This window comes from Clostridium sp. DJ247, from assembly GCF_014231265.1.
In genome coordinates, this window is record NZ_JABAIW010000062.1 from 1 (window position 1) to 24,261 (window position 24,261).

At 32.2% G+C, this 24,261-nt stretch carries 20 protein-coding genes, 1 riboswitch and 2 other annotated features; of the genes, 18 read left to right on the plus strand and 2 right to left on the minus strand.

The genetic code is table 11. The features are described from left to right. Positions 1-281: 281 nt before the first annotated feature. Positions 282-1,088 carry a hypothetical protein gene (locus HGI79_RS19060; protein ID WP_185652268.1) on the plus strand — a complete coding sequence of 269 codons (807 nt, stop codon included), beginning with the start codon at positions 282-284 and terminating at the stop codon, positions 1,086-1,088. Positions 1,089-1,163: 75 nt separating this feature from the next. Further along, a complete protein-coding gene (locus tag HGI79_RS19065; protein WP_185652269.1) occupies positions 1,164-1,664 on the plus strand; it encodes an HD domain-containing protein in 501 nt (166 codons plus the stop codon). Between the two features lie 158 nt (positions 1,665-1,822). Here HGI79_RS19065 and HGI79_RS19070 read toward each other — a convergent pair whose 3' ends face one another. After that, complete coding sequence (locus tag HGI79_RS19070) at positions 1,823-2,737, minus strand: branched-chain amino acid transaminase (RefSeq protein ID WP_185652270.1); 915 nt, start codon at positions 2,735-2,737, stop codon at positions 1,823-1,825. Positions 2,738-3,108: 371 nt separating this feature from the next. Further along, positions 3,109-3,305: a binding site (T-box leader), on the plus strand. A 98-nt stretch (positions 3,306-3,403) separates the two neighbouring features. After that, positions 3,404-3,603 (plus strand) — a binding site (T-box leader). Between the two features lie 110 nt (positions 3,604-3,713). Here HGI79_RS19070 and ilvC point away from each other — a divergent pair. Further along, complete coding sequence (gene ilvC, locus HGI79_RS19075; protein WP_185652271.1) at positions 3,714-4,712, plus strand: ketol-acid reductoisomerase; 999 nt, start codon at positions 3,714-3,716, stop codon at positions 4,710-4,712. Positions 4,713-4,819: 107 nt separating this feature from the next. Beyond that, positions 4,820-6,511 carry a biosynthetic-type acetolactate synthase large subunit gene (gene ilvB, locus HGI79_RS19080; protein WP_185652272.1) on the plus strand — a complete coding sequence of 564 codons (1,692 nt, stop codon included), beginning with the start codon at positions 4,820-4,822 and terminating at the stop codon, positions 6,509-6,511. A 93-nt stretch (positions 6,512-6,604) separates the two neighbouring features. Here ilvB and HGI79_RS19085 read toward each other — a convergent pair whose 3' ends face one another. After that, complete coding sequence (locus HGI79_RS19085; protein ID WP_185652273.1) at positions 6,605-6,940, minus strand: spore coat protein; 336 nt, start codon at positions 6,938-6,940, stop codon at positions 6,605-6,607. Between the two features lie 430 nt (positions 6,941-7,370). Between HGI79_RS19085 and HGI79_RS19090 the strand changes: the two genes are divergently transcribed. The 14 genes from HGI79_RS19090 (at position 7,371) to HGI79_RS19155 (ending at position 24,141) form a co-directional block, all read left to right on the plus strand. Then, the gene (locus HGI79_RS19090; protein ID WP_185652274.1) at positions 7,371-8,771 is read left to right on the plus strand and encodes an aspartate ammonia-lyase; all 1,401 of its coding nucleotides are present in this window, start codon (positions 7,371-7,373) and stop codon (positions 8,769-8,771) included. Between the two features lie 12 nt (positions 8,772-8,783). Further along, positions 8,784-10,025 (plus strand): [FeFe] hydrogenase H-cluster maturation GTPase HydF, encoded by a 1,242-nt coding sequence (gene hydF / locus HGI79_RS19095; RefSeq protein ID WP_185652275.1) that lies wholly within the window; start codon positions 8,784-8,786, stop codon positions 10,023-10,025. A 12-nt stretch (positions 10,026-10,037) separates the two neighbouring features. Next, positions 10,038-10,322 carry a DUF202 domain-containing protein gene (locus tag HGI79_RS19100; protein WP_185652276.1) on the plus strand — a complete coding sequence of 95 codons (285 nt, stop codon included), beginning with the start codon at positions 10,038-10,040 and terminating at the stop codon, positions 10,320-10,322. A gap of 36 nt (positions 10,323-10,358) precedes the next feature. After that, a complete protein-coding gene (locus tag HGI79_RS19105) occupies positions 10,359-11,018 on the plus strand; it encodes an HAD family hydrolase (RefSeq protein WP_185652277.1) in 660 nt (219 codons plus the stop codon). Positions 11,019-11,142: 124 nt separating this feature from the next. Next, a complete protein-coding gene (locus HGI79_RS19110; protein ID WP_185652278.1) occupies positions 11,143-12,378 on the plus strand; it encodes a PucR family transcriptional regulator ligand-binding domain-containing protein in 1,236 nt (411 codons plus the stop codon). Between the two features lie 394 nt (positions 12,379-12,772). Next, a complete protein-coding gene (locus HGI79_RS19115) occupies positions 12,773-13,921 on the plus strand; it encodes an iron-containing alcohol dehydrogenase (RefSeq protein ID WP_185652279.1) in 1,149 nt (382 codons plus the stop codon). 50 nt (positions 13,922-13,971) lie between these two features. Then, positions 13,972-15,330, plus strand: a complete 1,359-nt coding sequence (locus tag HGI79_RS19120) for an aminotransferase class III-fold pyridoxal phosphate-dependent enzyme (protein ID WP_185652280.1) — start codon at positions 13,972-13,974, stop codon at positions 15,328-15,330. A 41-nt stretch (positions 15,331-15,371) separates the two neighbouring features. Next, complete coding sequence (locus tag HGI79_RS19125) at positions 15,372-16,676, plus strand: M20/M25/M40 family metallo-hydrolase (protein ID WP_185652281.1); 1,305 nt, start codon at positions 15,372-15,374, stop codon at positions 16,674-16,676. A 34-nt stretch (positions 16,677-16,710) separates the two neighbouring features. Further along, positions 16,711-18,030, plus strand: coding sequence for a M20/M25/M40 family metallo-hydrolase (locus tag HGI79_RS19130; protein ID WP_185652282.1), 1,320 nt, complete (start codon positions 16,711-16,713; stop codon positions 18,028-18,030). A gap of 233 nt (positions 18,031-18,263) precedes the next feature. Further along, complete coding sequence (locus HGI79_RS19135) at positions 18,264-19,793, plus strand: NCS1 family nucleobase:cation symporter-1 (protein ID WP_185652283.1); 1,530 nt, start codon at positions 18,264-18,266, stop codon at positions 19,791-19,793. An 89-nt stretch (positions 19,794-19,882) separates the two neighbouring features. Continuing rightward, positions 19,883-21,256, plus strand: coding sequence for a dihydropyrimidinase (gene hydA / locus HGI79_RS19140; protein ID WP_185652284.1), 1,374 nt, complete (start codon positions 19,883-19,885; stop codon positions 21,254-21,256). A 29-nt stretch (positions 21,257-21,285) separates the two neighbouring features. Then, positions 21,286-21,624 (plus strand): hypothetical protein, encoded by a 339-nt coding sequence (locus HGI79_RS19145; protein ID WP_185652285.1) that lies wholly within the window; start codon positions 21,286-21,288, stop codon positions 21,622-21,624. Beyond that, complete coding sequence (gene preA, locus HGI79_RS19150) at positions 21,617-22,831, plus strand: NAD-dependent dihydropyrimidine dehydrogenase subunit PreA (protein WP_185652286.1); 1,215 nt, start codon at positions 21,617-21,619, stop codon at positions 22,829-22,831. The genes HGI79_RS19145 and preA overlap by 8 nt, the downstream gene beginning before the upstream one ends. Before the next feature lie 227 nt (positions 22,832-23,058). Continuing rightward, positions 23,059-23,168: riboswitch (SAM riboswitch) on the plus strand. Between the two features lie 154 nt (positions 23,169-23,322). Further along, positions 23,323-24,141: a MetQ/NlpA family ABC transporter substrate-binding protein gene (locus HGI79_RS19155; protein ID WP_185652287.1), complete on the plus strand. Its 819-nt coding sequence runs from the start codon at positions 23,323-23,325 to the stop codon at positions 24,139-24,141. The last annotated feature ends 120 nt before the right edge of the window (positions 24,142-24,261 follow it).

A 24,261-nucleotide genomic window follows, 5' to 3' on the forward strand; every position in this document is an offset into this window, starting at 1 on the left:
TAAGACTAATAAAAAATATTTAAATGTGACTTCAACATTGGTAATATGTCCCTACGTATAAGTTAAATTTAAGTTGTAGGTATCTGTATGCAGCTTTTGACTAGAATTATATTAGGGGTTTTATAGGTAATTATACAAGGTTTGATTTTGTAATGGAGTTTTTATATAATAGTAATATATAAAGACTATAGTTATACAACTAATAAGGCAGAGTTTAATAGTGTGATACCATTGGTTAAGTCTTATTTTTGTACTACATAAACTTTTGGAGGAGATTACTTTTGAAAAAATATAATAAAATATTACTTCCATTAATAGTTACTTTCATATTTTTAATTGGAAATGTAGTAGGACATGTTAGTGTAAACAACGTAAAAACTGATAACTCAATAGTACATGCTAAACCAGGAAGTTCATCTTCAAGTTCAGGCAGTAGAAGTTCAGGAGGCTCTAAGTCAGGGTCATCAAGCTCCAGCAGCGTTTCAGGTAGTTCTGGTGGATATAAGTCGGGAAATTTTAGTGGGTCGACAAGTTCTAGTACTAGCAAAAGTTCTAGTAGCTCTACATCAGTAAACCCAAACACCTCATCAAGCTCAAATAAGAGTTCCAGCAGTTCTGGTGCTTCGGGGAGTTTTAAGTCAGGAAGTTTTAGTACACCTTCGAATTCTAACAGTAACAAGGATTCTACTAGTAGTTCATCAACTGATAAAAGCAGCTCATCTACGAAGAGTAGTAGTTCTACATCAGGATTTTCTTCTGGATCATTTTCAACAGGTAATGCCGATGCAAGTAATTCAAAGAATTCTAATAACCCTAAAAATTCATACACACCACCAAAGACTAACTATGAAAATTCATCGCAGTCCTATGGCTCCAAACGAAGCTATATACCAATACCTTTACCAATACCAATACCAGTGCCTCATGGTGGCTATAGTTCATACAATTCTAGTGGACAATACTTAGGAAACGCACCATCAAACTACGGTAGTGTTTTTGCTAGTGCTATACTAAATATAATTATAATTGCATTGATAATATTCTTAGCATATAAAGCTTATAGGATAATAAAGAAATACAAAAAATAGCATTTGTTCTTTAATTAGCTATTTAATTTATCTTTTGCAATAAAAAATTAAAAAGTAAACAAGGAGAATATTTCTATGAACAATTTAGTTGATTCCATTATTTCAAAAATGATTTTATATTTTGGAAAAGATGTTAGACGAATTAATCACGCTTTGAAGGTATACAGCTTAGCAAAAAATATAGGGGCTATTGAAGGGTTATCTGGGGAAGAAAAAATAATTCTAGATGCAGCAGCTGTTTTACATGATATAGGAATAAAGGAAAGTGAAAAAAAATATAACACTTCCATGGGAAAATATCAAGAAATTGAGGGACCTGCTGTTGCAAGGGAACTTTTAAAAGAATATAATTTGGATGAAAAATTACTTGAACGTATATGTTATTTAATAGGAAACCATCATACATATACAAAAATTGATGGTTTAGATTTTCAAATATTAGTAGAAGCTGATTTTCTTGTAAATATTTTCGAAGATAACATGGATAAGAAACAGATTACTACTGTAAAAGAAAAGTATTTTAAAACTAAAACAGGTATAGATTATGTAAATAGCGTGTATTTGGATTCTATTTAGTTTTAATTTAATTCTAAATAGATACTAAATGAATATTAATGATTCAACTGTATAATGATAATAGTAAAGGAATAGGATGTAATTTAATATTTTCCTATTCCTTTTATATACTTATATTTTAAAATACTTAGTTTCATATAAAACTGTATACTAAACTGCTAATATACAGGAGTGCAAAAATGTTTGTATTTAGGATCTTTACCTTTAGTTATATTGAAAAAGGACTCTTTAATTTTTTTGCAAATATCTCCTTGTTTTCCATCACCAATTTTTCTGTTATCTACTTCAACAATTGCAGTAACCTCCATAGCTGTACCACTAAAAAAAGCTTCTTCTGACGCATATAATTCTGTTCTTGCAATATTTCTTTCAACTACTTCTAATCCTAATTTTTCTTTTGCAAGAAGCATGACGGTTTCTCTTGTTATTCCTTCAAGAATATTATCAGAAGGAGGAGGAGTAATAAGCTTGCCTTTTTTAACAATGAATAGATTCTCACCAGGTCCTTCGGAAACATAGCCATTATTCGTAAGAAGCAAAGCTTCGTCATAACCGTTTTGTACTGCCTCGAGAGACGCTAGAGCGGAGTTTAAATATCCTCCTGTAGCTTTAGTTCTAGGAGATAACATGTTATCCCCATTTCTTGTCCAAGAAGATACAGCAACTCTAAACTCATCTTTTCCGGCAAATTTTCCTAAAGGTTGGCAGTAAATAAGAACTCTATTATCATCATCGAAAAGGCTTGGACTAATATTTGTTGATCCTTTAAAAGCAATAGGTCTTATATATACAGTAGTTTTAAAATTATGTTTTCTTAAGAGTTCTAAAGTCCAGTTACATAGTTCCTCAGCGGTATAAGAAATGTTTATATAAAGAGTTTTGCAGGATTGAAGCAGTCTCTCATAATGATCTCTTAACCTGAAACAGTACAATTGCTGAGATTCTTCATCCCAATAGGCTCTTATACCTTCAAAACAGCCAAGTCCATAATTAAAAGCCTTGCATCTTATATCAATGCTTACTTGGTTTTCCGCTAAGATTTCACCTTGATAAAATACATAAGAGTTTTCCATTAAAAATAACCTCCTTGATATATGATTTGTAAAAGTGATTTCCGCATATAAATACTACGGATTATATGCAAGAAAAGTTTCAAATTATCACCTGAGAGCAATAATATTAATCACTAATATTGTTCAGGTTTTACTGATTATACATAAAAAATGAAATATATAAGATGGTAATAAAAATTATTTATAAACTCTAACAATTTAGAGAATAATATACGCCTATTGCTTTATACTGTCAACCTGTTTAGAGAACTTTGTGTTTTAAAAAAAATTTTCAAAACATATTGACAAGCTTAGAATAAGGATGTATCATTTAAAATAAATTGAAAAATATAAAACATAAATATTTGTTTTATAAATTTTTGAAATGGATATAAAATACTGTGAAAGGGAAAAGTAAGCTTTTTAAGACTTTAAAGAGAGTGGGGATTGGTGGAAACCCATAAGTGCAAATTGCTGAAAATCACCCTTGAGTTGCAGGCTGAAACAAAAGTAAGCTGAGCCGGTGAGTAGCCGTTATATATATGAGTAAAAATTTGGGTGGTACCGCGATAAACTTCTCGCCCCAAGAGAGGTTTATCGCATTTTTATTTATACTTATATATATTCAGTAAACCTTCAAATAAGAACTTTTAATAAAATTATATATTATTAACTAATTGATAGTAATTAAAAACATTGATAGAGAAGAGTAAGTGGAAAAGATATTTAACAGAGAGTGGGGAGTGGTGAGATCCTGCAATAATCGTCCACTGAAAATCACTCTAGAGTTGCAGGCTGAAACAAAAGTAAGCTGGGCCGGTGAAAGCCGTTATGGGTATATGAGTAAAAATTTGGGTGGTATCGCGGACAGACTTCTCGCCCCATAGAGAGGTCTGTTTTTTATGTACATATTGATGTTAGCTAAAAATATATTCAAAATAAAATATATTGTTAAAACTAAATAAATTTTTAAATAAGAGAAGGGTGGAACAAAAAAATGGCAAAAATGTATTATGATCACGATGCAAATTTAGAATTATTAGCAGGTAAGAAGGTAGCAATTATAGGTTATGGTAGCCAAGGTCACGCTCATGCACTTAACTTAAAAGATAGTGGAGTAGATGTTTGTGTAGGACTATATAAAGGAAGTAAATCTTGGGAAATTGCTGAAGCAGCAGGATTAAAAGTACTAGAAGCTTCAGAAGCAGCAAAAGAGGCAGATTTCATAATGATACTTATACCAGACGAAAAACAAGCAGCACTTTATAGAGAAAGTATCGAACCAAATCTTACAGAAGGAAAATCATTAGTATTTGCTCATGGATTTAATATCCACTTTGGACAAATAAAGCCACCAGCTTACGTTGATGTATTCATGGTAGCACCAAAAGGACCAGGACACACTGTAAGAAGCCAATATGAAGAAGGAAAAGGAGTTCCATGTCTTATAGCAATGCATCAAGATGCTAGCGGAAAAGCTAAAGAATATGCATTAGCTTATGCAAAAGGAATTGGCGGATCAAGAGCTGGAGTATTAGAAACTACTTTCCAAGAAGAAACTGAAACAGATCTTTTCGGAGAACAAGCGGTATTATGTGGAGGAGTTACAGAACTTATAAAAGCAGGTTTTGAAACTCTAGTAGAAGCAGGATATCAACCAGAAAGTGCATATTTTGAATGTTTACATGAAATGAAGCTAATAGTAGACCTTATTAATGAAGGCGGCTTAAGCTACATGAGATACTCAATAAGTGATACTGCTGAGTATGGAGATTATTGTACAGGAAAGAGAATTATAACAGAGGAAAGCAGAAAAGCAATGAAAGATGTATTAACAGAAATACAAGATGGAACTTTTGCTAGAAACTGGATCGTTGAAAACCAAGTAAACAGACCATCCTTTAATGCAATAAGAAGAAAAGAAAGAGAACACCAAATAGAAACTGTTGGTAAAGAACTTAGAAAAATGATGCCTTGGGTTAAAAATAAGGAATAATATATAAAAAGCTTTATAGTAATTCAATAAATAAGAGCTTGTAAGGTTCTATAAAGAAAGTAGAAAGGTAAATACCATAGTTATAGACATAAACAGGGGGTAAATACATGAAACTAAAAGGTGCACAAGTATTATTAGAATGCTTAAGAGAACAAGGTGTAGATGTTATATTTGGATATCCAGGTGGACAGGTTTTACCTATTTATGATGCTCTTTATGATGCGGATCACATAAAACATATAATAACTGCACATGAGCAAGGGGCAACACATGCTGCAGATGGATATGCTAGAGCCACCGGAAAAGTAGGAGTAGTATTGGCTACATCAGGTCCAGGAGCAACGAACACTGTTACAGGTATTGCTACAGCCTTTGGAGATTCCGTTCCAATGGTTGTAATAACTGGCCAGGTTCCTTGTAGTTTGCTTGGCAGATCATCATTTCAAGAAGCTGATATAGTAAGTATTACTAAAAGTATTACTAAGAAAAATTTTCTTGTTAAAGAGATAGAAAAACTTCCTCAAGTGATAAGAGAGGCCTTTGAACTTTCGCGTACTGGACGACCAGGTCCAGTACTAGTAGATATCCCTAAAGACGTTCAAGTGGCTTCTATGGAGTACGAACCTGTGCTGATAGATACTTCTTATAAAGCAGAAAATAGTTCAAATTATGATGATAAAGTAAAAGATGAATTTAATGAGAGCTTAAAAAAAGCTATTGAAGCCATAAACTTAAGTAAGAGGCCATTTATATATGCAGGCGGAGGAGTAGGTATTTCAGGTGCTGCTGATGAACTTATGAGATTATCAGAAAAAATTAAAGCTCCAGTAACCTGTTCCCTTATGGGTTTAGGAGTATTTCCTGGAGAACATCCTTATTTTACCGGTATGGTTGGTATGCATGGTACACGCTGTTCTAATATTGCAATAAATAAATGTGATTTGCTTATTGCAATAGGTGCACGTTTTAGTGATAGAGTTACCAGTGATAGAAACAGCTTTGCCTCACAAGCTAAAATAATTCATATAGATATTGATCCAAATGAATTGAGTAAAAATGTAAATGTCCATATTCCAGTTAACGGAGATGTAAAAAAGGTATTAAGCTTTTTAAATGAGAACATAAGAGAAAAAGAAAAGAGTCAGTGGAACGAGCAAATTGCCTCTTTGAAAGAAAATTACCCTTTAAAATGTACAGATTATAATGGGGTAAGTCCGAAAGAAGTTTTAGAAACCCTTTATAAACTAACTGGTGGAAAAGCAGTTATTTCAACAGAAGTAGGACAAAATCAGATATGGACAGCACAGTTTTTTAAGTTTAATAAGCCAAGAACTCTTATAACTTCAGGAGGTCTTGGAACTATGGGATTTGGACTTGGAGCGGCAATAGGTGCTTCTATTGGGCGTCCTGATTCTAAGGTTATAAATATAGCTGGTGATGGAAGTTTTAAAATGAATTCTATAGAGCTTGCTACTGTTTCTAAATATCAAATTCCTATGATTCAAATAGTCTTTAATAATCACGCCCTAGGAATGGTAAGGCAATGGCAAGATTTGTTTTATAACAAGAGATTTTCTCAAACTCATATAGGTTCAGAAGTGGATTTTATAAATTTAGCTAAGGCTTACGGTATAAAAGCAATAAAAATAAGCGAAAATGGGCAAATAGAACAGTGTATTAAAGAAGCTTTAGAATATGATGGACCAGTATTTATTGAAGTTGAAGTTCATTCAGATGCAAAAGTATTTCCTATTGTTCCTCCGGGAGCACCTATAGAAAATATAATTGAAAGTGTTTAATAATAAAGTGAAACTTAAACAGCTCCGATTTTATTCGGAGCTGTCGTTTATTATTATAAATCAGATAGTAAATAAATATCTAATTGAATCTTGCTAAATTATTTGGCAAAGTGGACTTCTTACAATTACCAATCTGTCAGTAGTAGTGGTTTCAACATTAAAAACAAGGAATGCTTCGTTACCTACAACAAATGTGCATATTAAATCTCCTTGTGGAGGAATATTAATTTGTGGGTTACATTCTCTTATTCCACTTCTTATCAATAGTATAGCTAGTGCTCGTGAAATTCTTATTACAACTACTTGTTCTATATTTCCTATTTCTATCTTAATTAATAAAAAGAAACGTCCGTTAATTTCAGCTACACATTCACTAATTATTCTTGTTATAGAGTCTTGGTTTAATATGCTAGTTCCTATATTTTCCATATAATTAATCCTCCCTTTGTTAACTACTTTGTTATTTGGCGGTATTAAAAAAATGGAATGATTTTCCTTTGGTGTAAAAATATCCAAATATAAACACCTAACCTTATTTGTTTCAAATTTAAATAAATAGTAGTTAAAATATATAAAACTGTTTACCAATTTTACAGTATATAGTATGAGTAAACTAAATAAGTGTTACATATTTTTATAGTTATCAGGTATGTAAATTATTTACATCTTCAATTGATTTCAGTATTGCTATTGACAAATGTGATTTTTTCGTTGTTAAAGAAAATTATAAGTGTTTTTGTTTTAATATGTATGCATATTCATAAAATACAGGTATTATCTTTAATATATTAAAATGATATAATATTGTAAAAGATAATTAATATTATTTGCATTTTAAGTATAAATAGGAGGCAAATCAGTGTCAGACAGAATAGAAAAGGATTTAATTGGAGAAAAACATATTGATGACATAAGATATTATGGAATAAACACTAAAAGAGCCCTTGAAAATTTTAATTTAGGAAATAAAACTGTAAATCTAAATTTAATTAAGGATATTGCTCTTATAAAAAAAGCTGCAGCTATGGTTAACAGAGACTTAAAAAGAATTTCTTCTGAAAAAGCACAGGCAATAATTCAAGCAAGTAATGAGGTTATAGAAGGAAAATTAGATGAAGAATTTAAAATAAGTGCATTTCAAGGTGGTGCTGGCACTTCTACTAATATGAATGTAAATGAAGTTATCGCTAACAGAGCTATAGAAATCATTGGAGGAGAGAAAGGAGATTATGATATAATTCATCCTTTAAATGACGTAAATATGTCTCAATCCACTAATGATGTTTACCCAACTGGCCTTAGAATTTCCGCAATTCGTCTAATAAGGAGGCTGAGTAATTCCTTGGCGGATTTACAACAAGCTCTTCAAGAAAAGGAAAATGAATTTGCTGATGTTATAAAACTTGGTAGAACTCAGCTTATGGATGCTCTTCCAATGATGGTAGGACAGGGCTTCGGTGCTTATGCAAAGGCTATAGAAAGAGATAGATGGAGAATATACAAGGTAGAAGAAAGATTAAGACAAGTAAATATTGGAGGTACTGCTATTGGAACAGGATTAAATGCTACAAATAAGTTTATATATATGATAACAGATGTTATTCAAGACTTAACAAAGTTAGGTATAGCAAGATCAGATTTTCCAATGGATATTACACAAAATTGTGATGTATTTGTAGAGGTGTCTGGACTTTTAAAGTCTTGTAGTGTTAATCTTTTAAAAATTTCAAATGATCTTAGAATTTTGAACTCAGGACCTAAGGGTGGGTTCGGGGAAATCTCTTTGCCAGAAGTGCAGGCGGGCTCCACAATTATGCCAGGAAAAGTAAATCCAGTTATTGCAGAAATGGTAGGTCAAGTAAGTATGAGAGTAATAGCAAATGATAGTGCCATAACCATGGCAAGCTCCATGGGGCAGTTGGAGTTAAATGCTTTTACTCCATTAATTGCAGAAAGTTTATTAGAATCACTTGAACTTTTAGGTAGATCAGTCATATTATTCAGAGAAAAATGCATTGAAAATATTAAGGTTAACCAGGAAAAATGCAGAGAAAATTTAGAGAAGTCTACTGCTATGGTCACTGCACTTATTCATTATATTGGATATGATAGAGCCAGTGAAGTAGCTAAGAAGGCATTAGAAAAAGGAAAAACTATAAGAGAAGTTATACATGAAGAAAACATAATTTCTGAAGAAATTATAGATAAAATATTAAATCCCTTTGAAGTAACTCGACCTGGAATTCCAGGTAAGCAATAAGGAGGAGCATAAATGAGTTTGAATGAAACACCACGTTCAGAAAGAGTGCATATAGCACTTTTTGGTATGAGAAATGCTGGAAAATCAAGTATAATAAATGCTATTACTGACCAAGAAATAGCTATCGTTTCAGAGGTTAAAGGTACGACTACAGATCCAGTTTATAAATCTATAGAAATACTTCCTATTGGTCCCTGTGTAATCATAGATACTGCGGGACTTGATGATATAGGACAGCTGGGAGAACTGAGAAAAAAGAAAACCTTAGAAGTTTTAAATAAAACGGACATTGCATTAATTATAATTGATGGTTCTATTGGAGTAACTGACTATGATAAATCAATTGTAAGTCAAGTTAAGGAAAAGAAAATACCTGTTATAGCAGTTTTAAATAAGATAGATAAATGTGAACTTAGTGAAGAACAAATAGGGCTTATAAACAAAGATTTAGATATACCTGTAGTACCAGCATCCGCAGCTACAAAACAAGGTATAAAAGAGTTAAAGAATAAGATTATAAGTATATTGCCTGAGGATGAGGACAAATTTAAAATAGTAGGAGACTTAATAAATCCTGGTGATTTTGTTGTACTTGTTACACCAATTGATAAAGCAGCTCCAAAGGGCAGGCTTATTCTTCCACAACAGCAGACCATTAGAGATATTTTAGAAAGTGATGCAATAGCTATTGTAACTAAAGAATACGAGCTTAAAGAAACCCTAGAAAACCTAGCTAAGAAACCAAAGCTTGTAATTACTGATTCACAGGTTTTCCTAAAAGTAGCAGCGGATACACCAAAGGATATCTTAATGACATCCTTCTCTATATTGTTTGCTAGATATAAAGGGGATTTGATAGAGCTTATAAAAGGTGTTAAAGCAATAAAAAAGTTAAAGGACGGAGATAAGATACTTGTATCGGAAGGCTGTACCCATCATAAGCAAGCAGATGATATAGGGAGAGTTAAAATTCCAAGGTGGATAAGACAGTTAACAGGCAAGCAAGTTGATTTTGAATATACCTCAGGAGTAACCTTTACGGAACAGGTTAAAAGATATGCTTTGATAATTCACTGTGGTGGCTGTATGTTAAATAGAGCGGCAATGCTGAATAGAATTGGCGATGCAAAAGAATTTAGTGTGCCTATTGTAAATTATGGCATATTAATTGCTTATGTACATGGAATATTAGATAGAGCTCTTGAACCATTCCCGTTAGCTAAGATTATATGGGATGAAGAAGATGAGGTATGAGGTAGTGGATAAATGAAAGATGATGTAGACTTTTATAATCATAATAAAGAAGATATGATATTACGGGATTTTCTTGCTGTGGACCGTACTATGCTTGCTAATGAAAGAACTTTCTTAGCATATATAAGAACAGCCTTAGGTAGTATTATTACTGGTGTTACCTTTATAAAATTATTTGATTCCAAGACTATACAGGCATTAGGCTATTTATTTGTACCAATGGGATTTATTATATTTGTATTCGGATTATATAGATTTATAAAAATATATAGACGGATTAGCAAGATAAAGTTTTAATTATTTATAGTATATATAGTGAGGAAGTGTTAAAGTATGATTAACTTAAAAAACGTAAAAACAATTTTTTTTGATTATGATGGAACTCTCCATAGCAGTATGAAAATTTACGGACCTGCTTTTAAAAAAGCTTATTCTTACCTAGTAGAAAACAAATTAGCTGAACCAAAGGTATGGAAGGAAGAAGAAATCAGCTATTGGTTAGGCTTTGGTAGTAAAGAAATGTGGCAAGAGTTTATGCCTAATTTACCAGAAGAGACAAAAATACAGTGTAGAGATATAATTGCAGAAGAAATGAAGTCTAGGATTGAACAAGGAAAAGCTGTTCTATATGATGGAGCTTTAGAGACTCTAGAATATTTAAAAAATAAAGGATATCATTTGGTTTTTATCAGTAATTGTAGGAAATACTATAGGGACTCTCATGATAAATTATTTAATCTAAGTAACTATTTTCAGACAATGTTATGCTCAGAAGAATATGATTTTATTCCTAAATATGAGATTCTAGACAAGGTAAAGCATAACTATCCAGAAGAAATGGCTATTGTAGGAGATAGAAAACATGATATGGAAGCTGGAAGAAAGAATGGAATTTACACTATTGGTTGTAAATACGGTTTTGGATTAGAAGTGGAATTACAAGGAGCAGATATAATAATTTATGACATAAGTGACTTGAAAAATTATTTTTAAACCAGTTAAAAATATTTAACGTGACGAAACATGGTAATATATCCCGGAGTATAAATTAAATTTCGGGCTTGAGTATCTATATATATGTAATATTTGAATTTGTAGTTATGGAGGTTAATAACGTATGCTTGTGACCTGTAAGAATATATTAAGCTTACCTCACCTTGAAAAAATGAAGTTAGTGGCAGGAGCAGGTGGTTTAAATAATATAATAAGTTGGGTTCATGTAGTTGAAATACCAGAAGTTTCAGATTGGGTAAAGGGAGGAGAACTACTTTTTATTACAGGTATAGCAATTAAGGATAATACTAAAGCCCTAATAAAGCTAGTAAAAGACATTCATGATAGAAATTTATCTGGACTTGTTATTAATGTAGGGCCTTATATTAAAGAAACTCCTGAAGAAGTAATAAATTTAGCTAATAATCTGGATTTTCCTATATTTGAGTTGCCTTTTGAAGTAAAATTAATAGAGGTAACTCAAATTATATGTAGAGGAATTTTTGAGAATAAGTTACAAAAAGAATCTATGGATAGTTTTATGAGGGAACTAATTTTTGGGAATATAAGTATTACAGATGAAACTATAAATAGAGCTACTTTATATGGATATAATTCAAATGAAGCTTATACGTCCTTAGTAGTAGATATTGATAATTTTAGTACATATTTGAAAAGAAAAAAAATAAAAAATGAAGAGATAATTGTAAATATAAAAATTCAAATACAGGAAATTATAGAACATATTGTTAATAAAAGTAATAAAAAGTATCTTTATGCAATTCAGGGAGATGCATTTTTTATTATGATATCTACTAGTAAAAATAATAAAAAATCAGATGATGCAGCTATGGCAGATATAAACCTTATTGCAGAAAATATAAGAAAAGATGTTTCTACAAAAATAAATTCTCTTACGGTTAGCGTGGGAATCGGTGGAACCTGCAGTGATTTAAAAGATTTTAAAAGTGTTATTTTTCAGGCACAAAAAGCTTTAGAAATATTAAAACGTTGTGGAAAGAAAGATTGTATAACTAACTATAAAGACTTAGGTATATATAGATTATTTTTTGAAATGAGTACATATAATGAGATGAAAAATTTATATGATGAAACTTTATTAAAACTTGAAGAGTACGATGAGAAAAATTCTACTAATTTAATGGAAACTTTAATTGTATACCTAGAACAAAATAGAAATCTTGGTAAAACTGCAGAAATACTATATGTTCATAGAAATACTATGAAGTATAGAATTAAAAGAATAGAAGAAATACTGCAGTGTGATCTAAAAGATGAGCAAATTGTGTTTAATATTATGCTTTGTATAAAGGCTGGAAGATTTTTAAACATAATTTAAAGCATATAAGTCTCCAGCTTGTAAACCTAAAAATCTAAAATAAAAGAGGAACGGTAACTTTACCGCTCCTTTTTTTGTTAAAATTAGGTTGATCTTCAATAAAGTTATGATAAATTATCATAAAAATCATGGATTAATTATAGAATATATATATAAAACAATCTAAAATTTAAAAATTATTAATCATCCCTAAAACTTAGTGTTATAAACAATTTAAGCGTTAACATACTAACTACAAATCATTGATGGTGTACAAAAATGTTTTATTATATTTGTACATTGTGGACATATGATTTTTGTTAATTGTATGATAAATTATACACATGTTAATTGATAAATTAATAAATTAATACATGTTAAATTATTAAATTGTAATTACAGCGAGGTGGAACTTATGTTAAGTTTAGTATTTCAAAGTCCTAAAAGGATCATATATGGAGAAGATACTGTAACTCAAGTTGGGAAAGAAGCTGTGAAGCTTGGAAAAAAGGCCATAATAGTTACAGGAAGGAGTTCATCTAAGAAAACAGGAGCACTTGATAAAGTTTTAAAAAGCTTAGAGGACAACTGTTTGGAATATATAGTATTTGATAAGGTAGAGTCAGACCCAAGTGTTAATACCGTAAGATTAGGAGCAAAGGCTGCCAAGGAACAAGGAGCAGATTTTATAGTAGCCCTAGGTGGAGGAAGTGCTTTAGATGCAGCTAAGGCTATAAGCGTAATGGTTACTAATGAGGGAGATATTGTAGACTATGAAAAAAAGAGTCCAGAAATAGATGGTATTCCTATAATAGCAATACCTACAACAGCTGGAACTGGAAGTGAGGTAAGTAAATATTCAATTATTACTGATACTGAAAGAAAGATAAAGATGCTGATTTTCGCAGATTCATTAATACCACATATAGCAATTTTAGATGCAAATCTTACTACAATGATGCCGCCAGAGGTTACTGCAGCTACGGGTATGGATGCTTTAACTCATGCAATAGAAGCTTTTATATCTAAGGCAGCTCAGCCAATGGCAGATTTATATGCTATAAAAGCTATAAAACTTATAAATGACAACCTATCCAAGGCTGTTTTAAATGGAGAAGATATAGAGGCAAGAAAAAATATGTTGCTTGGACAAATGTATGCAGGTTTAGCCTTTAGTAACTCTTCTACAGCGTTAGTACATGCTATGTCAAGACCACTTGGAGCTTACTATAAGGTACCACATGGACTTGCTAATGCCATACTTCTTACAGAAGTTATGAGATTTAATAGGGCGGCTTGTGCAGAAAAATTTAAAATCATTGCAGAAGCAATGGGAGAAAATGTACAGGGTAAATCCACAAGGGATGCTAGCTATTTAGCCGTAGAAGCTATGAATAATCTATTTTTAGAACTTGGACTTCCAACAACCTTAAAAGAAGTTGGTGTGGATAAAGAAGGGATCAACAAGCTAGCAGAGGATGCAATGCAAAGTAAGACAGCACTGCTTAATCCTAGAAAGCCTAGATTAGAAGAACTCATAGAAATATATAACAAGATATATTAAGGGTAAATTTTTGTAAATAGATGAAATTTTCATAATTAGGAGGAATAGATATGTTGACTTCACAAGGTAACGAAACTATTTTAGAAGTAGATAAAATAAAGGAATATGACAAAAAATATAATTTACATTCTTGGAGTGCACAAGGAAGTTTAAATCCTTTAGTAATTACAAAAGCAGAAGGAATTTACTTTTGGGACAATAATGGAAAGAAATATTTTGATATGTCTTCACAACTTGTAAACCTAAATATAGGATATGGAAACAAAAAGGTAATAGAGGCTATAAAAAAACAAGCGGAAAAGCTTCCTTTTATGGGACCAGCATATGCGGTAGATGTAAGATCAGAATTAGCTTCAAAAGTAATAGAAAAAGCACCAGACAACATGGGAAAAGTATTTTTTACTCTAGGTGGAGCAGATGCTAATGAAAATGCTATAAAAATAGCAAGAATGGTTACTGGAAAACAAAAAATATTTTCAAGATATCGCTCTTATCATGGTGCAAGCTATGGAGCTGCAAATTTAACGGGGGAGCCAAGAAGATACACCTGTGAACCTGGAATTCCTGGATTTGTTAAATTCTTTGATCCATATATTTATAGAGAAAATATAGATTTTAAAAGTGAGGAAGAAGCAACTAAATTTTATATAGGTAAACTAAGAGAACAAATTGCATATGAAGGAGAAAATAACGTAGCAGCTATTTTCTTGGAAACTGTTACAGGAAGTAATGGAGTAATTATTCCACCTAAAGGATATTTAAAGGCAATAAGAGAATTATGTGATGAATTTGGAATAATCATGGTGTGTGATGAAGTAATGACTGGCTGGGGAAGAACAGGACAATGGTTTGCTTGTAATAACTGGGATGTAAAGCCTGATATTATTACCTTTGCAAAAGGGATTACCTGCGGATATGTGCCATTAGGTGGTGTTATTGTAAATAAGAAAATTGCAGAATATTTTGATAATAATGTACTTATGTGTGGCTTAACTTATAATGCTCATCCATTAGGCTGTGCTGCAGGATGTGCAACTATAGAGGTTTACGAAGAAGAAAATCTAATAGAAAACTCTAAAGCCATGGGAGAGATTTTGGGTAAAGAGCTTGAAAAGCTGAAAGAAAAACATACTTCTGTAGGTGATGTAAGATATATAGGTTTATTTTCAGCTGTAGAACTTGTTAAAAATAAAACAACAAGAGAAGCTTTAGTACCTTATGGAAAAGATCCAGAAAAAATAATGGGCAAGATTATAGGAATGTTAAAAGAAAAAGGATTTTCAACTTATTCACATGAAAATTGTATAATAATAGCGCCACCGCTAACTATAAATGAAGAAGAGTTAAAAGAAGCTCTGGAAATTTTTGATGAAGTATTAGATTTCGTTGATGAATATATCACTAAATAGTTATGAAATATTCTTGTTTGCAGGCAAAAGGAGGGATTTGAATGTATGAAGAACTAAATAAGATGGCGGAGGAAGTAAAGCCAAAGGTAATAGATTTTGCTAGAAGGCTAATTAAATGCCCTTCTCTTTCAGGACAAGAAAAGGGTGTAGCAGATATATATATAGAAGAGATGGAAGCCTTAGGTTATGATGAGGTTTTTAGAGATACTTGGGGAAATGTAATAGGCATAATCAATGGTACAGAACCTGGCCCTACAATAATGTATAATGCTCATTTAGACCATGTGGATCCAGGTGACTATAGTGAATGGGGAGGCTATGACCCTTACGGTGCAGTGGTAGATATTATAGAGGTGGAAAATCAAGATAGAACAGGTTTGGAAAAAGCAGAAGTAATTCATGGTAGGGCTGCTGCAGATACAAAAGGAGGTGGGGCTTGTCAGGTTTATTCAGGATACATGCTTATAAAGCTTAGAGATATAGGTTATAAGATAAAAGGCAGATTTATATTTACAGCAGTAGTTTTGGAAGAACCAGCTGAGCAACTTGGTATGATAAAACTTTTAGATGAAACCTTTAAAGAAAAAGGTATTGACTATGATGGTGTAGTATCCTGCGAATCTACGAGTCTTAAGCTTTATTTAGGACATAGAGGTCGTGTAGAAATAAAGGTCACTATTTCAGGAGTAACCTCACATGGCAGTGCCCCTTGGCTTGGCGTTAACGCAGTGAATAAGTCTACTAAATTTATTGATAAAGTTGAAGAATATATGTCAACTAATTACAAAATGGATGAGGATTTAGGGCGCTCCAGTATTGCATTAACTATAATAAACTGTACTCCAGGAGCCCTTTGCATAGTACCTGATAGATGTCAAATAACTTACGACAGACGTTTTGTTCCTGAGGAAACTGCAGAGGAATGCGTAGCACAAATTCGAAATATTATAGACGAACTTTCAAAAGAAGATCCAGATTTTAGAGCTTCTGTTGAAATTGCGGCAGTGCCTAGAACTTCTTATACAGGTAAAACTGCTACTATTCCTAATGTTAAAGAAGCTTGGAAAATAGGAATGGATCATCCATTTACAAAAGCAGCATCAGAAGGATTAAAGAGTTTGGGTCAACCTGTAAAATATGGATACTGGGATTTTGGTACTGATTTATCTGTAATTTGCGGTAGAGATAAAAAACCAGCTATAGGATACTCTCCTATGCAGGAATTCTATTGCCATAGACCAATTGATATGGTTCGTACAGATTTTATGGAAAAAGCCTTATTAGGAAATATAGGTATATATTTAAAGTTAGTAGACCTTCCAAAGGAGGCCTTCAAGCTAAGCTAATCTTAAAATTACTATGGGAAAGGAAGAATGCAGCATGGAGAATATTATAGAAAAAGTCAAGGAATTAGGTGAAGAACTAAAGCCAGAGGTCATAAGATTTACTCAAAAATTAATACAAACTCCTAGTATAAGTAGTACAGAAAAAGAACTGGCAGATATGTTATTAGCTGAAATGGAAGCCTTAGGTTACGATGAATATTTTAGAGATGACATGGGAAATATAGTTGGAATCGTAAATGGCACAGAAGTTGGACCAACTATAATGTATAATGCACATATGGATCATGTAAGTCCAGGAGATATAAATAATTGGGAAGGGTATGATCCTTATGGAGGAATTATTGATATATGCGAAGTTGATAACCAAGACAAAACAACAAAGGAACTAGCAGAATGTATACATGGCCGTGCTGCTTCTGATGTAAAAGGAGGAGAAGCCGCTCAAATATATGCAGGGGGAATATTAGCAAAATTAAAAAAACTTGGGTATAAGTTTAAAGGAAAGTATATGTTTACTGGGGTAGTTCAAGAAGAGCCAGCGGAAATGGTAGGAATGATGCATTTAATTAATAAGACCTTCCCAGCTAAGGGTATAAATTATGATGCTATGGTATCCTGCGAAGCTACTTCACTTAAATTATACTGTGGACATAGAGGAAGAGTAGAGTTGCTTTCTACAGTATATGGAAGAACCTCTCATGGTAGTGCTCCATGGCTTGGAATAAACTCTATATATAAAGCTATACCTTTAATTAGTAAAATAAAGGATGAGCTTTATCCTTCACTTCCATCTGATGAAAAGCTAGGTAAAGCTTCTATATCTATTAATATAATCGAGTGTTCTCCAGGAGCTTTGTCTATAGTTCCAGACAAATGTATGCTTTCTATAGATAGACGTACTATACCTGGAGAAACATCAAAAACTGCATTGGAAGAAATACAAAAAATAATTGATGAAATATCGGAAAAAGATCCAGAATTTAAAGCAGATGTAAAAGTTAAAACTGCACTTGAAAAATCTTATACAGGAGTAGAATATGAAGTTGCTAAAGATATGAGTCCTTGGAAAATATCTGAAGATAACCCTTTTGTAAAAGCGGCAGCTAAAGCTTTAGAAAGTATAGATCAGCCAGTAAAGTATGGGTATTGGGATTTTGGAACAGATGCCAGTAAAACTGCAGGTATAGACAAGAAACCAACCATAGGATATTCACCTATGCAGGAACAATATGCACACACACCTTATGATAAAGTGCGTACAGATTATATAGCTAAAGCAGTAATCGGTAATGTGGCTATATTCTTGAATGTAGTTGATGGAGATAAAGATATGTTTAAGCCTCTTGTGTGGTAATAGAGTGAAACTTTACTCAGATGGAGTTTTGACTCCATCTGAGTATTAGTTGAACGAATCCAGAGCGTAGCAGCCGTTGACTCTCCGTTTATAGAAGCGGGAGTCTTACGGCTGGTAGCTAATGGATAAATACATCTATATATGATAGTTATAGGGAGCCTTGAAGTTCATATAAATAAGAAATTATCAGTAATATAGTCTTATATATAGTAAAAGTGAGGAGGAAATGTTTTATGTCTAGAATATATAAAACCCAAAAAGAAATTGGAGGTTTATACGAATTAACAGATACAGCAGTAGAAGAAGTAAAAAGTAGCCCTTATTATAACGATGATTTGGCTGCTACAAAGATTAAACAAAGAACTTGGGGAACCTATAATATCGCAGCTCTTTGGATAGGTATGAGTGTTTGTATACCTACATATATGATGGCTTCAAGTATGATAGATGCAGGTCTTACTTGGTGGCAGGCACTTATAAATATTGGGCTTGCTAATCTTATAGTTTTAATTCCTATGCAGCTTAATTCTCATGCAGGAACTAAATATGGTATTCCTTATCCTGTATTTGCAAGGTTATCCTTTGGTATTAAAGGTTCAAATATAGCAGCCATGGCAAGGGCTATTATTGGTGCTGGATGGTTTGGTATAAATGTATGGATAGGAGGACAATCTATAAATGCTGTTATGGCAACTATAAGTCCTGCTTGGGCTAATTGGGGCGGAGGAATATGGATTTCATTCTTTGTGTTCTTATTCTTAAATGTATTTATAGCTTATAAAGGACCAGAAGCTATAAAGTTTATGGAAGCTTGGGCAGCTCCTATATTAGGAGTAATATCTATAGCACTTATGATATGGGCTTATAGTTCTGTAGCTGCTTTAGGAAAAGGAATTTCAGATATATTAAGCATTGCTCCCAATAGTGATAAATCAGTTTCATTTTGGAAAGTATTCTTAGCAGGTTTAACTGCAAATATAGCTTTCTGGTCTACTTTATCTTTAAATATTCCTGATTTTAGTAGATTTGCAAAGAGTCAAAAGGCTCAATTCAGAGGTCAACTTTTAGGCTTACCTTTAACTATGATTGCTTTTGCTTTTGTAGGAGTATTTGTTACTGGTGCTACTAAGATAATATATGGTGAATTCTTATGGAATCCAGTGGATGTTATATCAAAAATGAATAGCCCAATTGCAGCAATTTTAGGAGCTATAGGTATAATAATTGCTACTTTAACTACTAACATATCAGCTAATGCAGTAGCAACTGCAAATGATATATCTAATTTAAATCCACAAAAAATATCCTTTAAAACAGCTACCTTAATTACTGGTGCAGCGGCGGTAGCTATAATGCCATGGAAGCTTATGTCAAGTGCTTCAGCATATATATTTGATTGGCTTGGAACTTATGGGTTACTACTTGGACCTTTAGCTGGAATATATATAGCGGATTATTATATTCACCGTAAAAAGTTAGTAGATGTTTTTTCTCTATTTAAAGGAGATGGCGGAAAATATTGGTATAAAAATGGATTCAATAAAAATGCTATATATGCTTGGATATTAGCAGCTATTCTACCATTAGCAGGTAAATTCATACCAGCTTTAAGCAGCTTAACAGATAATGGTTGGGCTATAGGATTTATATTAGCTATGATAATATATACTTTATTAATGAAAAATGATAAAGAATCTATACTTACTGAAAAAGAGAATAATGAAATTACTGAATCAGAAATAATATCTGAAAAAGTAGTATAAGAAATTGTAAATTATAAATTGTTATAGCTTCTATGGAAAAGTTTTCATAGAGGCTATTGAAATTAATTTTCTATGTTTGAGGTGATATTATGGATTTAATAATAAAAAATGGAGTTATAATAACAGCTACAGATACTTATAAAGCCGACATAGGTGTAGAAGGTGGCAAAATTGTAGCTATAGGCAATAATCTTACAGATAATGGGGCTGAAATTTTCGATGTAGAAGGAAAATATGTACTACCAGGTGCTATAGATGCTCATACTCATCTTCAAATGCCTTTTGGAGGAACAGTATCAGCGGATAGTTATGAAGGTGGTACAAGAGCAGCAGCTTGCAGTGGAGTAACTACTGTTTTTGATTTTGCTATTCAAAAAAAGGGTAACGGAATAATACAAACAGCAAAAGAAAGAGATGAATTATGTGCACCTCAAGCTTGCGTAGATTACGCTTTCCATGTAGCTATAACAGATTTAACACCAGAGGTTTTAGAAGAATTTCAAGCTGCTGTAGATTATGGAATACCTAGTTTCAAGGTATTTATGGTATATAAGAAAGAAGGTTTAATGGTTAACGATGGAGTACTATGTAAGGCTTTAGAGAGATCAAAAGAAACAGGAGCTCTTATAGCAGTACATGCAGAAAATCCTGATTTAATAGATGTTAGAATTGAAGATTTTTTAAAGGAAGGGAAAACTTCTGCATGGTATCATTATCTTTCTAGACCTGAGTTTGTAGAAGCAGAAGCAGATAAAAGAGCTATTCATTGGGCTAAAGCTTTGAATGCACCTCTTTATATAGTTCATCTTGCTAACAAAGATGGTATGGAAGAGGTTAAGAAGGCAAGAGATGAAGGATATGAAATATATGCAGAAACATGCCCTCAATATTTACACTTTACAAATGAAGTTTATAAAAGAGAAGATGGAAGAAATTTTGTTTGCTCACCACCAATGAAAGGAAAAGAAAGTCAGGAATCTCTATGGCAGGGAATAAAAAGTGGTGATATTTATACTATTGCAACGGATCACTGTCCATTCCAAAGTTATGAAAAGGATTGGGGAAAAGATGACTTTACTAAGATCCCAAATGGTTGTATGGGTATAGAAAATATGTATCCATATATGTTAAGTGAAGCAAATAAAGGACGGTTATCTTTAAATAAAGTAGTTGAATTATGTTCAACTAATCCAGCTAAAATATTTGGATGTGCACCAGAAAAAGGAACTATTGCAGTAGGTAGCGATGCAGATATTGTAATATATGATCCAAATAAAGAATTTACAGTTTCTAAAGAAAATATGCATTCAGATGTAGATCATACTATATGGGAAGGTTTGAAATTGAAGGGATATCCAGTTATGACTTTTTCTAGAGGAAGATTAGTGTTTAATAACGGAGAATTTTTAGGAGAGTCTGGATGGGGAAAATTCCTAAAGAGAAAAGGAAGAAAAAGTTTATAAAGTATAATTTTAGATTTGGAGGATTAAGTATGGCAGATAAGAAAGTTTTTGATAAGTTGATGATAGAAGAGGAAGCAACAAGATGTCTTTTATGTTACGATCCTCCTTGCAGTAAGGCGTGCCCTGGAGAAAAGGATCCTGCTGGTGTAATAATGTCTATTAGGTTTAAAAATTATAAAGGTGCGTCAAATAAGGTTTTAGAAGATTTCAATAAATCACAGGAATGCGGCGTGGCTTGTGATAACAAAATGTATTGTCAAAGAAGCTGTATTAGAAATAAGATAGATAGACCAATTAAAATAAGAATTATACAAGATCTTTTGTGTAAAGAAAAGTTAAGTGACATGGAGGTGAAAGGGAATGAATAAAGATCTTTCTATAGAATTTTGTGGAGTAAAATGTGAAAATCCATTTTTCCTTTCATCCTCTGTAGTTGGAAGCAATTACGAAATGTGTGCTAAAGCTTTAGAAATGGGATGGGCAGGAGTTGTTTTCAAAACTATAGGATTTTTTGTACCAAATGAAGTATCTCCTCGTTTTGATATTATAGGTAAAGAAAATACACCTTTTATAGGTTTTAAAAATTTAGAGCAAATTTCTGATCACCCACTAGATTTAAACTTAAAGTGGATGAAGCAATTAAAGGAAAACTATCCTAATAAAATTTTAGTTGCTTCAATAATGGGAGAAAATGAAGAAGAATGGACTAAGCTAGCTAAAATGGTTACAGAAGTTGGTGCAGACATAATAGAATGTAATTTTTCTTGTCCTCAAATGATAAGTGATGCTATGGGTGCTGATGTTGGACAAAATTCAGAATTAGTAAAAAAATATTGCGAAGCTACAAGAAAAGGAACTCATTTACCAATATTGGCAAAGATGACACCTAATGTTGGAGATATGGTGGAACCAGCAGTAGCATCTATAGAAGGAGGAGCAACTGGACTAGCTGCAATTAATACTATAAAAAGTATTACAAGAATAAATTTAGATAATTTTTCTCCATACCCAATTATTAATGGAAAATCCTCTGTATCAGGATATTCTGGAAAGGCTGTAAAACCAATAGCGCTTAGGTTTATAAATGATTTAGCTAAAAGTCCAAAATTAAAAAATATACCTATAAGTGGTATGGGGGGAATAGAAACTTGGGAAGATGCTGTAGAATTTATACTTTTAGGGTCTTCTAATCTCCAAATCACTACAGCAGTTATGCAGTATGGTTATAGAATTATAAATGATTTAATAAGTGGACTATCTTATTTTATGGATGAAAAAGGTATAGATAAAGTAGAAGAATTGGTAGGGTTAGCACTAAATAATGTAGTTTCTACAGATAAGCTAGATAGAGATTATATAATATATCCTGACTTCCAAGAGGATACTTGTGTAGGATGCGGAAGATGTTATATATCATGCTATGATGGTGGACATCAAGCTATAGAGTGGGATTATGAAAATAGAAAACCTTTATTACTTAGAGATAAATGTGTTGGATGTCATCTTTGTGGCAATGTATGTCCTGTAAATTCAATTACTTCTGGAGATAAAGTTTATAAAGAAGCAGCTATTTAAATACTTTTTGAGCTTATTATAATGCTTGACTAGTAAGTGCTGTAGCATTAGGGAAAATTACTGTAAAGTACTAATGATTTAAATATTTGTTTATTAACTAATGTAAGAGAAGGAGTTCTAATAAGTTTCCAATACTCTTAAAAATGAAACTTTACAAAAAAATATTGACATAAAAGTATATTATATTTATAATTAAAACAATAAAAAACAAGTTAATATTAATCGCTAACTTATCAAGAGTGGTGGAGGGACTGGCCCTATGAAACCCAGCAACCTGTATTATTTTAATACAAAGGTGCTAACTCCTGCAGCAGCCTTAGCAGCTGAAAGATGAGAAATTCTAGAATAGCTTTTTGAGCTGGAGGTTTTTCTCCAGCTTTAATTTTTTATTATGTTTCCATAATAAAAAGTAAAAATTTTATTAAATAGTATTTGTAACAAATGTAAAGCTCTTACACAAAAATTATTCAAAATTTAAGGAGGATTTATTTATGAAAAAGATCGCGGCAATTTTGGTATCATCAACATTAATTCTTGGACTAGCAGCATGCGGAGCAAAACAAGACTCTAGTACTTCAACAACTGCAGCAAATGATAAAAAGACTATAGTTGTGGGAGCAACACCAGTTCCAGCTGGGGAAGTTTTAAAGGAGGTAAAGCCTTTATTAGAAAAAAAAGGATATAAACTTGAAATAAAGGAATTTACAGATTATATAATCCCAAATACTTCTTTAGCATCTGGAGATTTAGATGCAAATATGTATCAGCATACTCCATTCCTTGAAAACTTTAATAAAGAAAAACACACAGATTTAGTTCCAGTTACAAAAGTATATCTTCCACCACTTGGTGTTTATTCAAAGACTGTTAAGAATATTCAGGATGTAAAACAAGGTGCAACAATAGCGGTACCTAACGATCCTACAAATGAAACAAGAGCTTTAAGATTACTAGAAAAAAGTGGTTTAATAAAGTTAAAGAGCGGAGACATTTTAACTAAATTAGACTTGATAGAAAATAAAAAAGGAATTCAAATTAAGGAATTAGATGCACCACAATTACCAAGGGTACTAGGAGAAGTAGATTTAGCAGTAATAAATGCTAATTATGCGTTAGATGCTAAATTAAACCCATCAAAAGATGCAATTTTATTAGAAGATAAGAATTCACAATATGTGAATGTATTGGCAACAAGAAAAGAAGATAAAGACAAGCCTTATGTTAAAGCACTTTCAGAAGCTTTAACTTCACCAGAAATTAAAAAATTCATTGAAGAAAAATATAAGGGCAGCGTAATTCCTGCATTTTAATATATAGATAACCACGGCAGAAATTTAACTTATACGACCGGATACATTACCATGTTTCGTCACGTTAAATATTTTTAATTAGTCTAAAGCTCAAATTTAAGCAGAGAGCCAAAATCTGTG

Excerpts from the sequence above, each read along its gene's own strand:
- HGI79_RS19145 (WP_185652285.1), top strand. The coding sequence starts at position 21,286 with ATGGCAGATAAGAAAGTTTTTGATAAGTTGATGATAGAAGAGGAAGCA.
- HGI79_RS19135 (WP_185652283.1), top strand. The coding sequence starts at position 18,264 with ATGTCTAGAATATATAAAACCCAAAAAGAAATTGGAGGTTTATACGAA.
- HGI79_RS19100 (WP_185652276.1), top strand. The coding sequence starts at position 10,038 with ATGAAAGATGATGTAGACTTTTATAATCATAATAAAGAAGATATGATA.
- hydA (WP_185652284.1), top strand. The coding sequence starts at position 19,883 with ATGGATTTAATAATAAAAAATGGAGTTATAATAACAGCTACAGATACT.
- HGI79_RS19125 (WP_185652281.1), top strand. The coding sequence starts at position 15,372 with ATGTATGAAGAACTAAATAAGATGGCGGAGGAAGTAAAGCCAAAGGTA.
- HGI79_RS19130 (WP_185652282.1), top strand. The coding sequence starts at position 16,711 with ATGGAGAATATTATAGAAAAAGTCAAGGAATTAGGTGAAGAACTAAAG.
- HGI79_RS19105 (WP_185652277.1), top strand. The coding sequence starts at position 10,359 with ATGATTAACTTAAAAAACGTAAAAACAATTTTTTTTGATTATGATGGA.
- ilvC (WP_185652271.1), top strand. The coding sequence starts at position 3,714 with ATGGCAAAAATGTATTATGATCACGATGCAAATTTAGAATTATTAGCA.
- HGI79_RS19070 (WP_185652270.1), bottom strand. The coding sequence starts at position 2,737 with ATGGAAAACTCTTATGTATTTTATCAAGGTGAAATCTTAGCGGAAAAC.
- HGI79_RS19120 (WP_185652280.1), top strand. The coding sequence starts at position 13,972 with ATGTTGACTTCACAAGGTAACGAAACTATTTTAGAAGTAGATAAAATA.
- HGI79_RS19065 (WP_185652269.1), top strand. The coding sequence starts at position 1,164 with ATGAACAATTTAGTTGATTCCATTATTTCAAAAATGATTTTATATTTT.
- HGI79_RS19085 (WP_185652273.1), bottom strand. The coding sequence starts at position 6,940 with ATGGAAAATATAGGAACTAGCATATTAAACCAAGACTCTATAACAAGA.
- hydF (WP_185652275.1), top strand. The coding sequence starts at position 8,784 with ATGAGTTTGAATGAAACACCACGTTCAGAAAGAGTGCATATAGCACTT.
- preA (WP_185652286.1), top strand. The coding sequence starts at position 21,617 with ATGAATAAAGATCTTTCTATAGAATTTTGTGGAGTAAAATGTGAAAAT.
- HGI79_RS19110 (WP_185652278.1), top strand. The coding sequence starts at position 11,143 with ATGCTTGTGACCTGTAAGAATATATTAAGCTTACCTCACCTTGAAAAA.
- ilvB (WP_185652272.1), top strand. The coding sequence starts at position 4,820 with ATGAAACTAAAAGGTGCACAAGTATTATTAGAATGCTTAAGAGAACAA.
- HGI79_RS19155 (WP_185652287.1), top strand. The coding sequence starts at position 23,323 with ATGAAAAAGATCGCGGCAATTTTGGTATCATCAACATTAATTCTTGGA.
- HGI79_RS19115 (WP_185652279.1), top strand. The coding sequence starts at position 12,773 with ATGTTAAGTTTAGTATTTCAAAGTCCTAAAAGGATCATATATGGAGAA.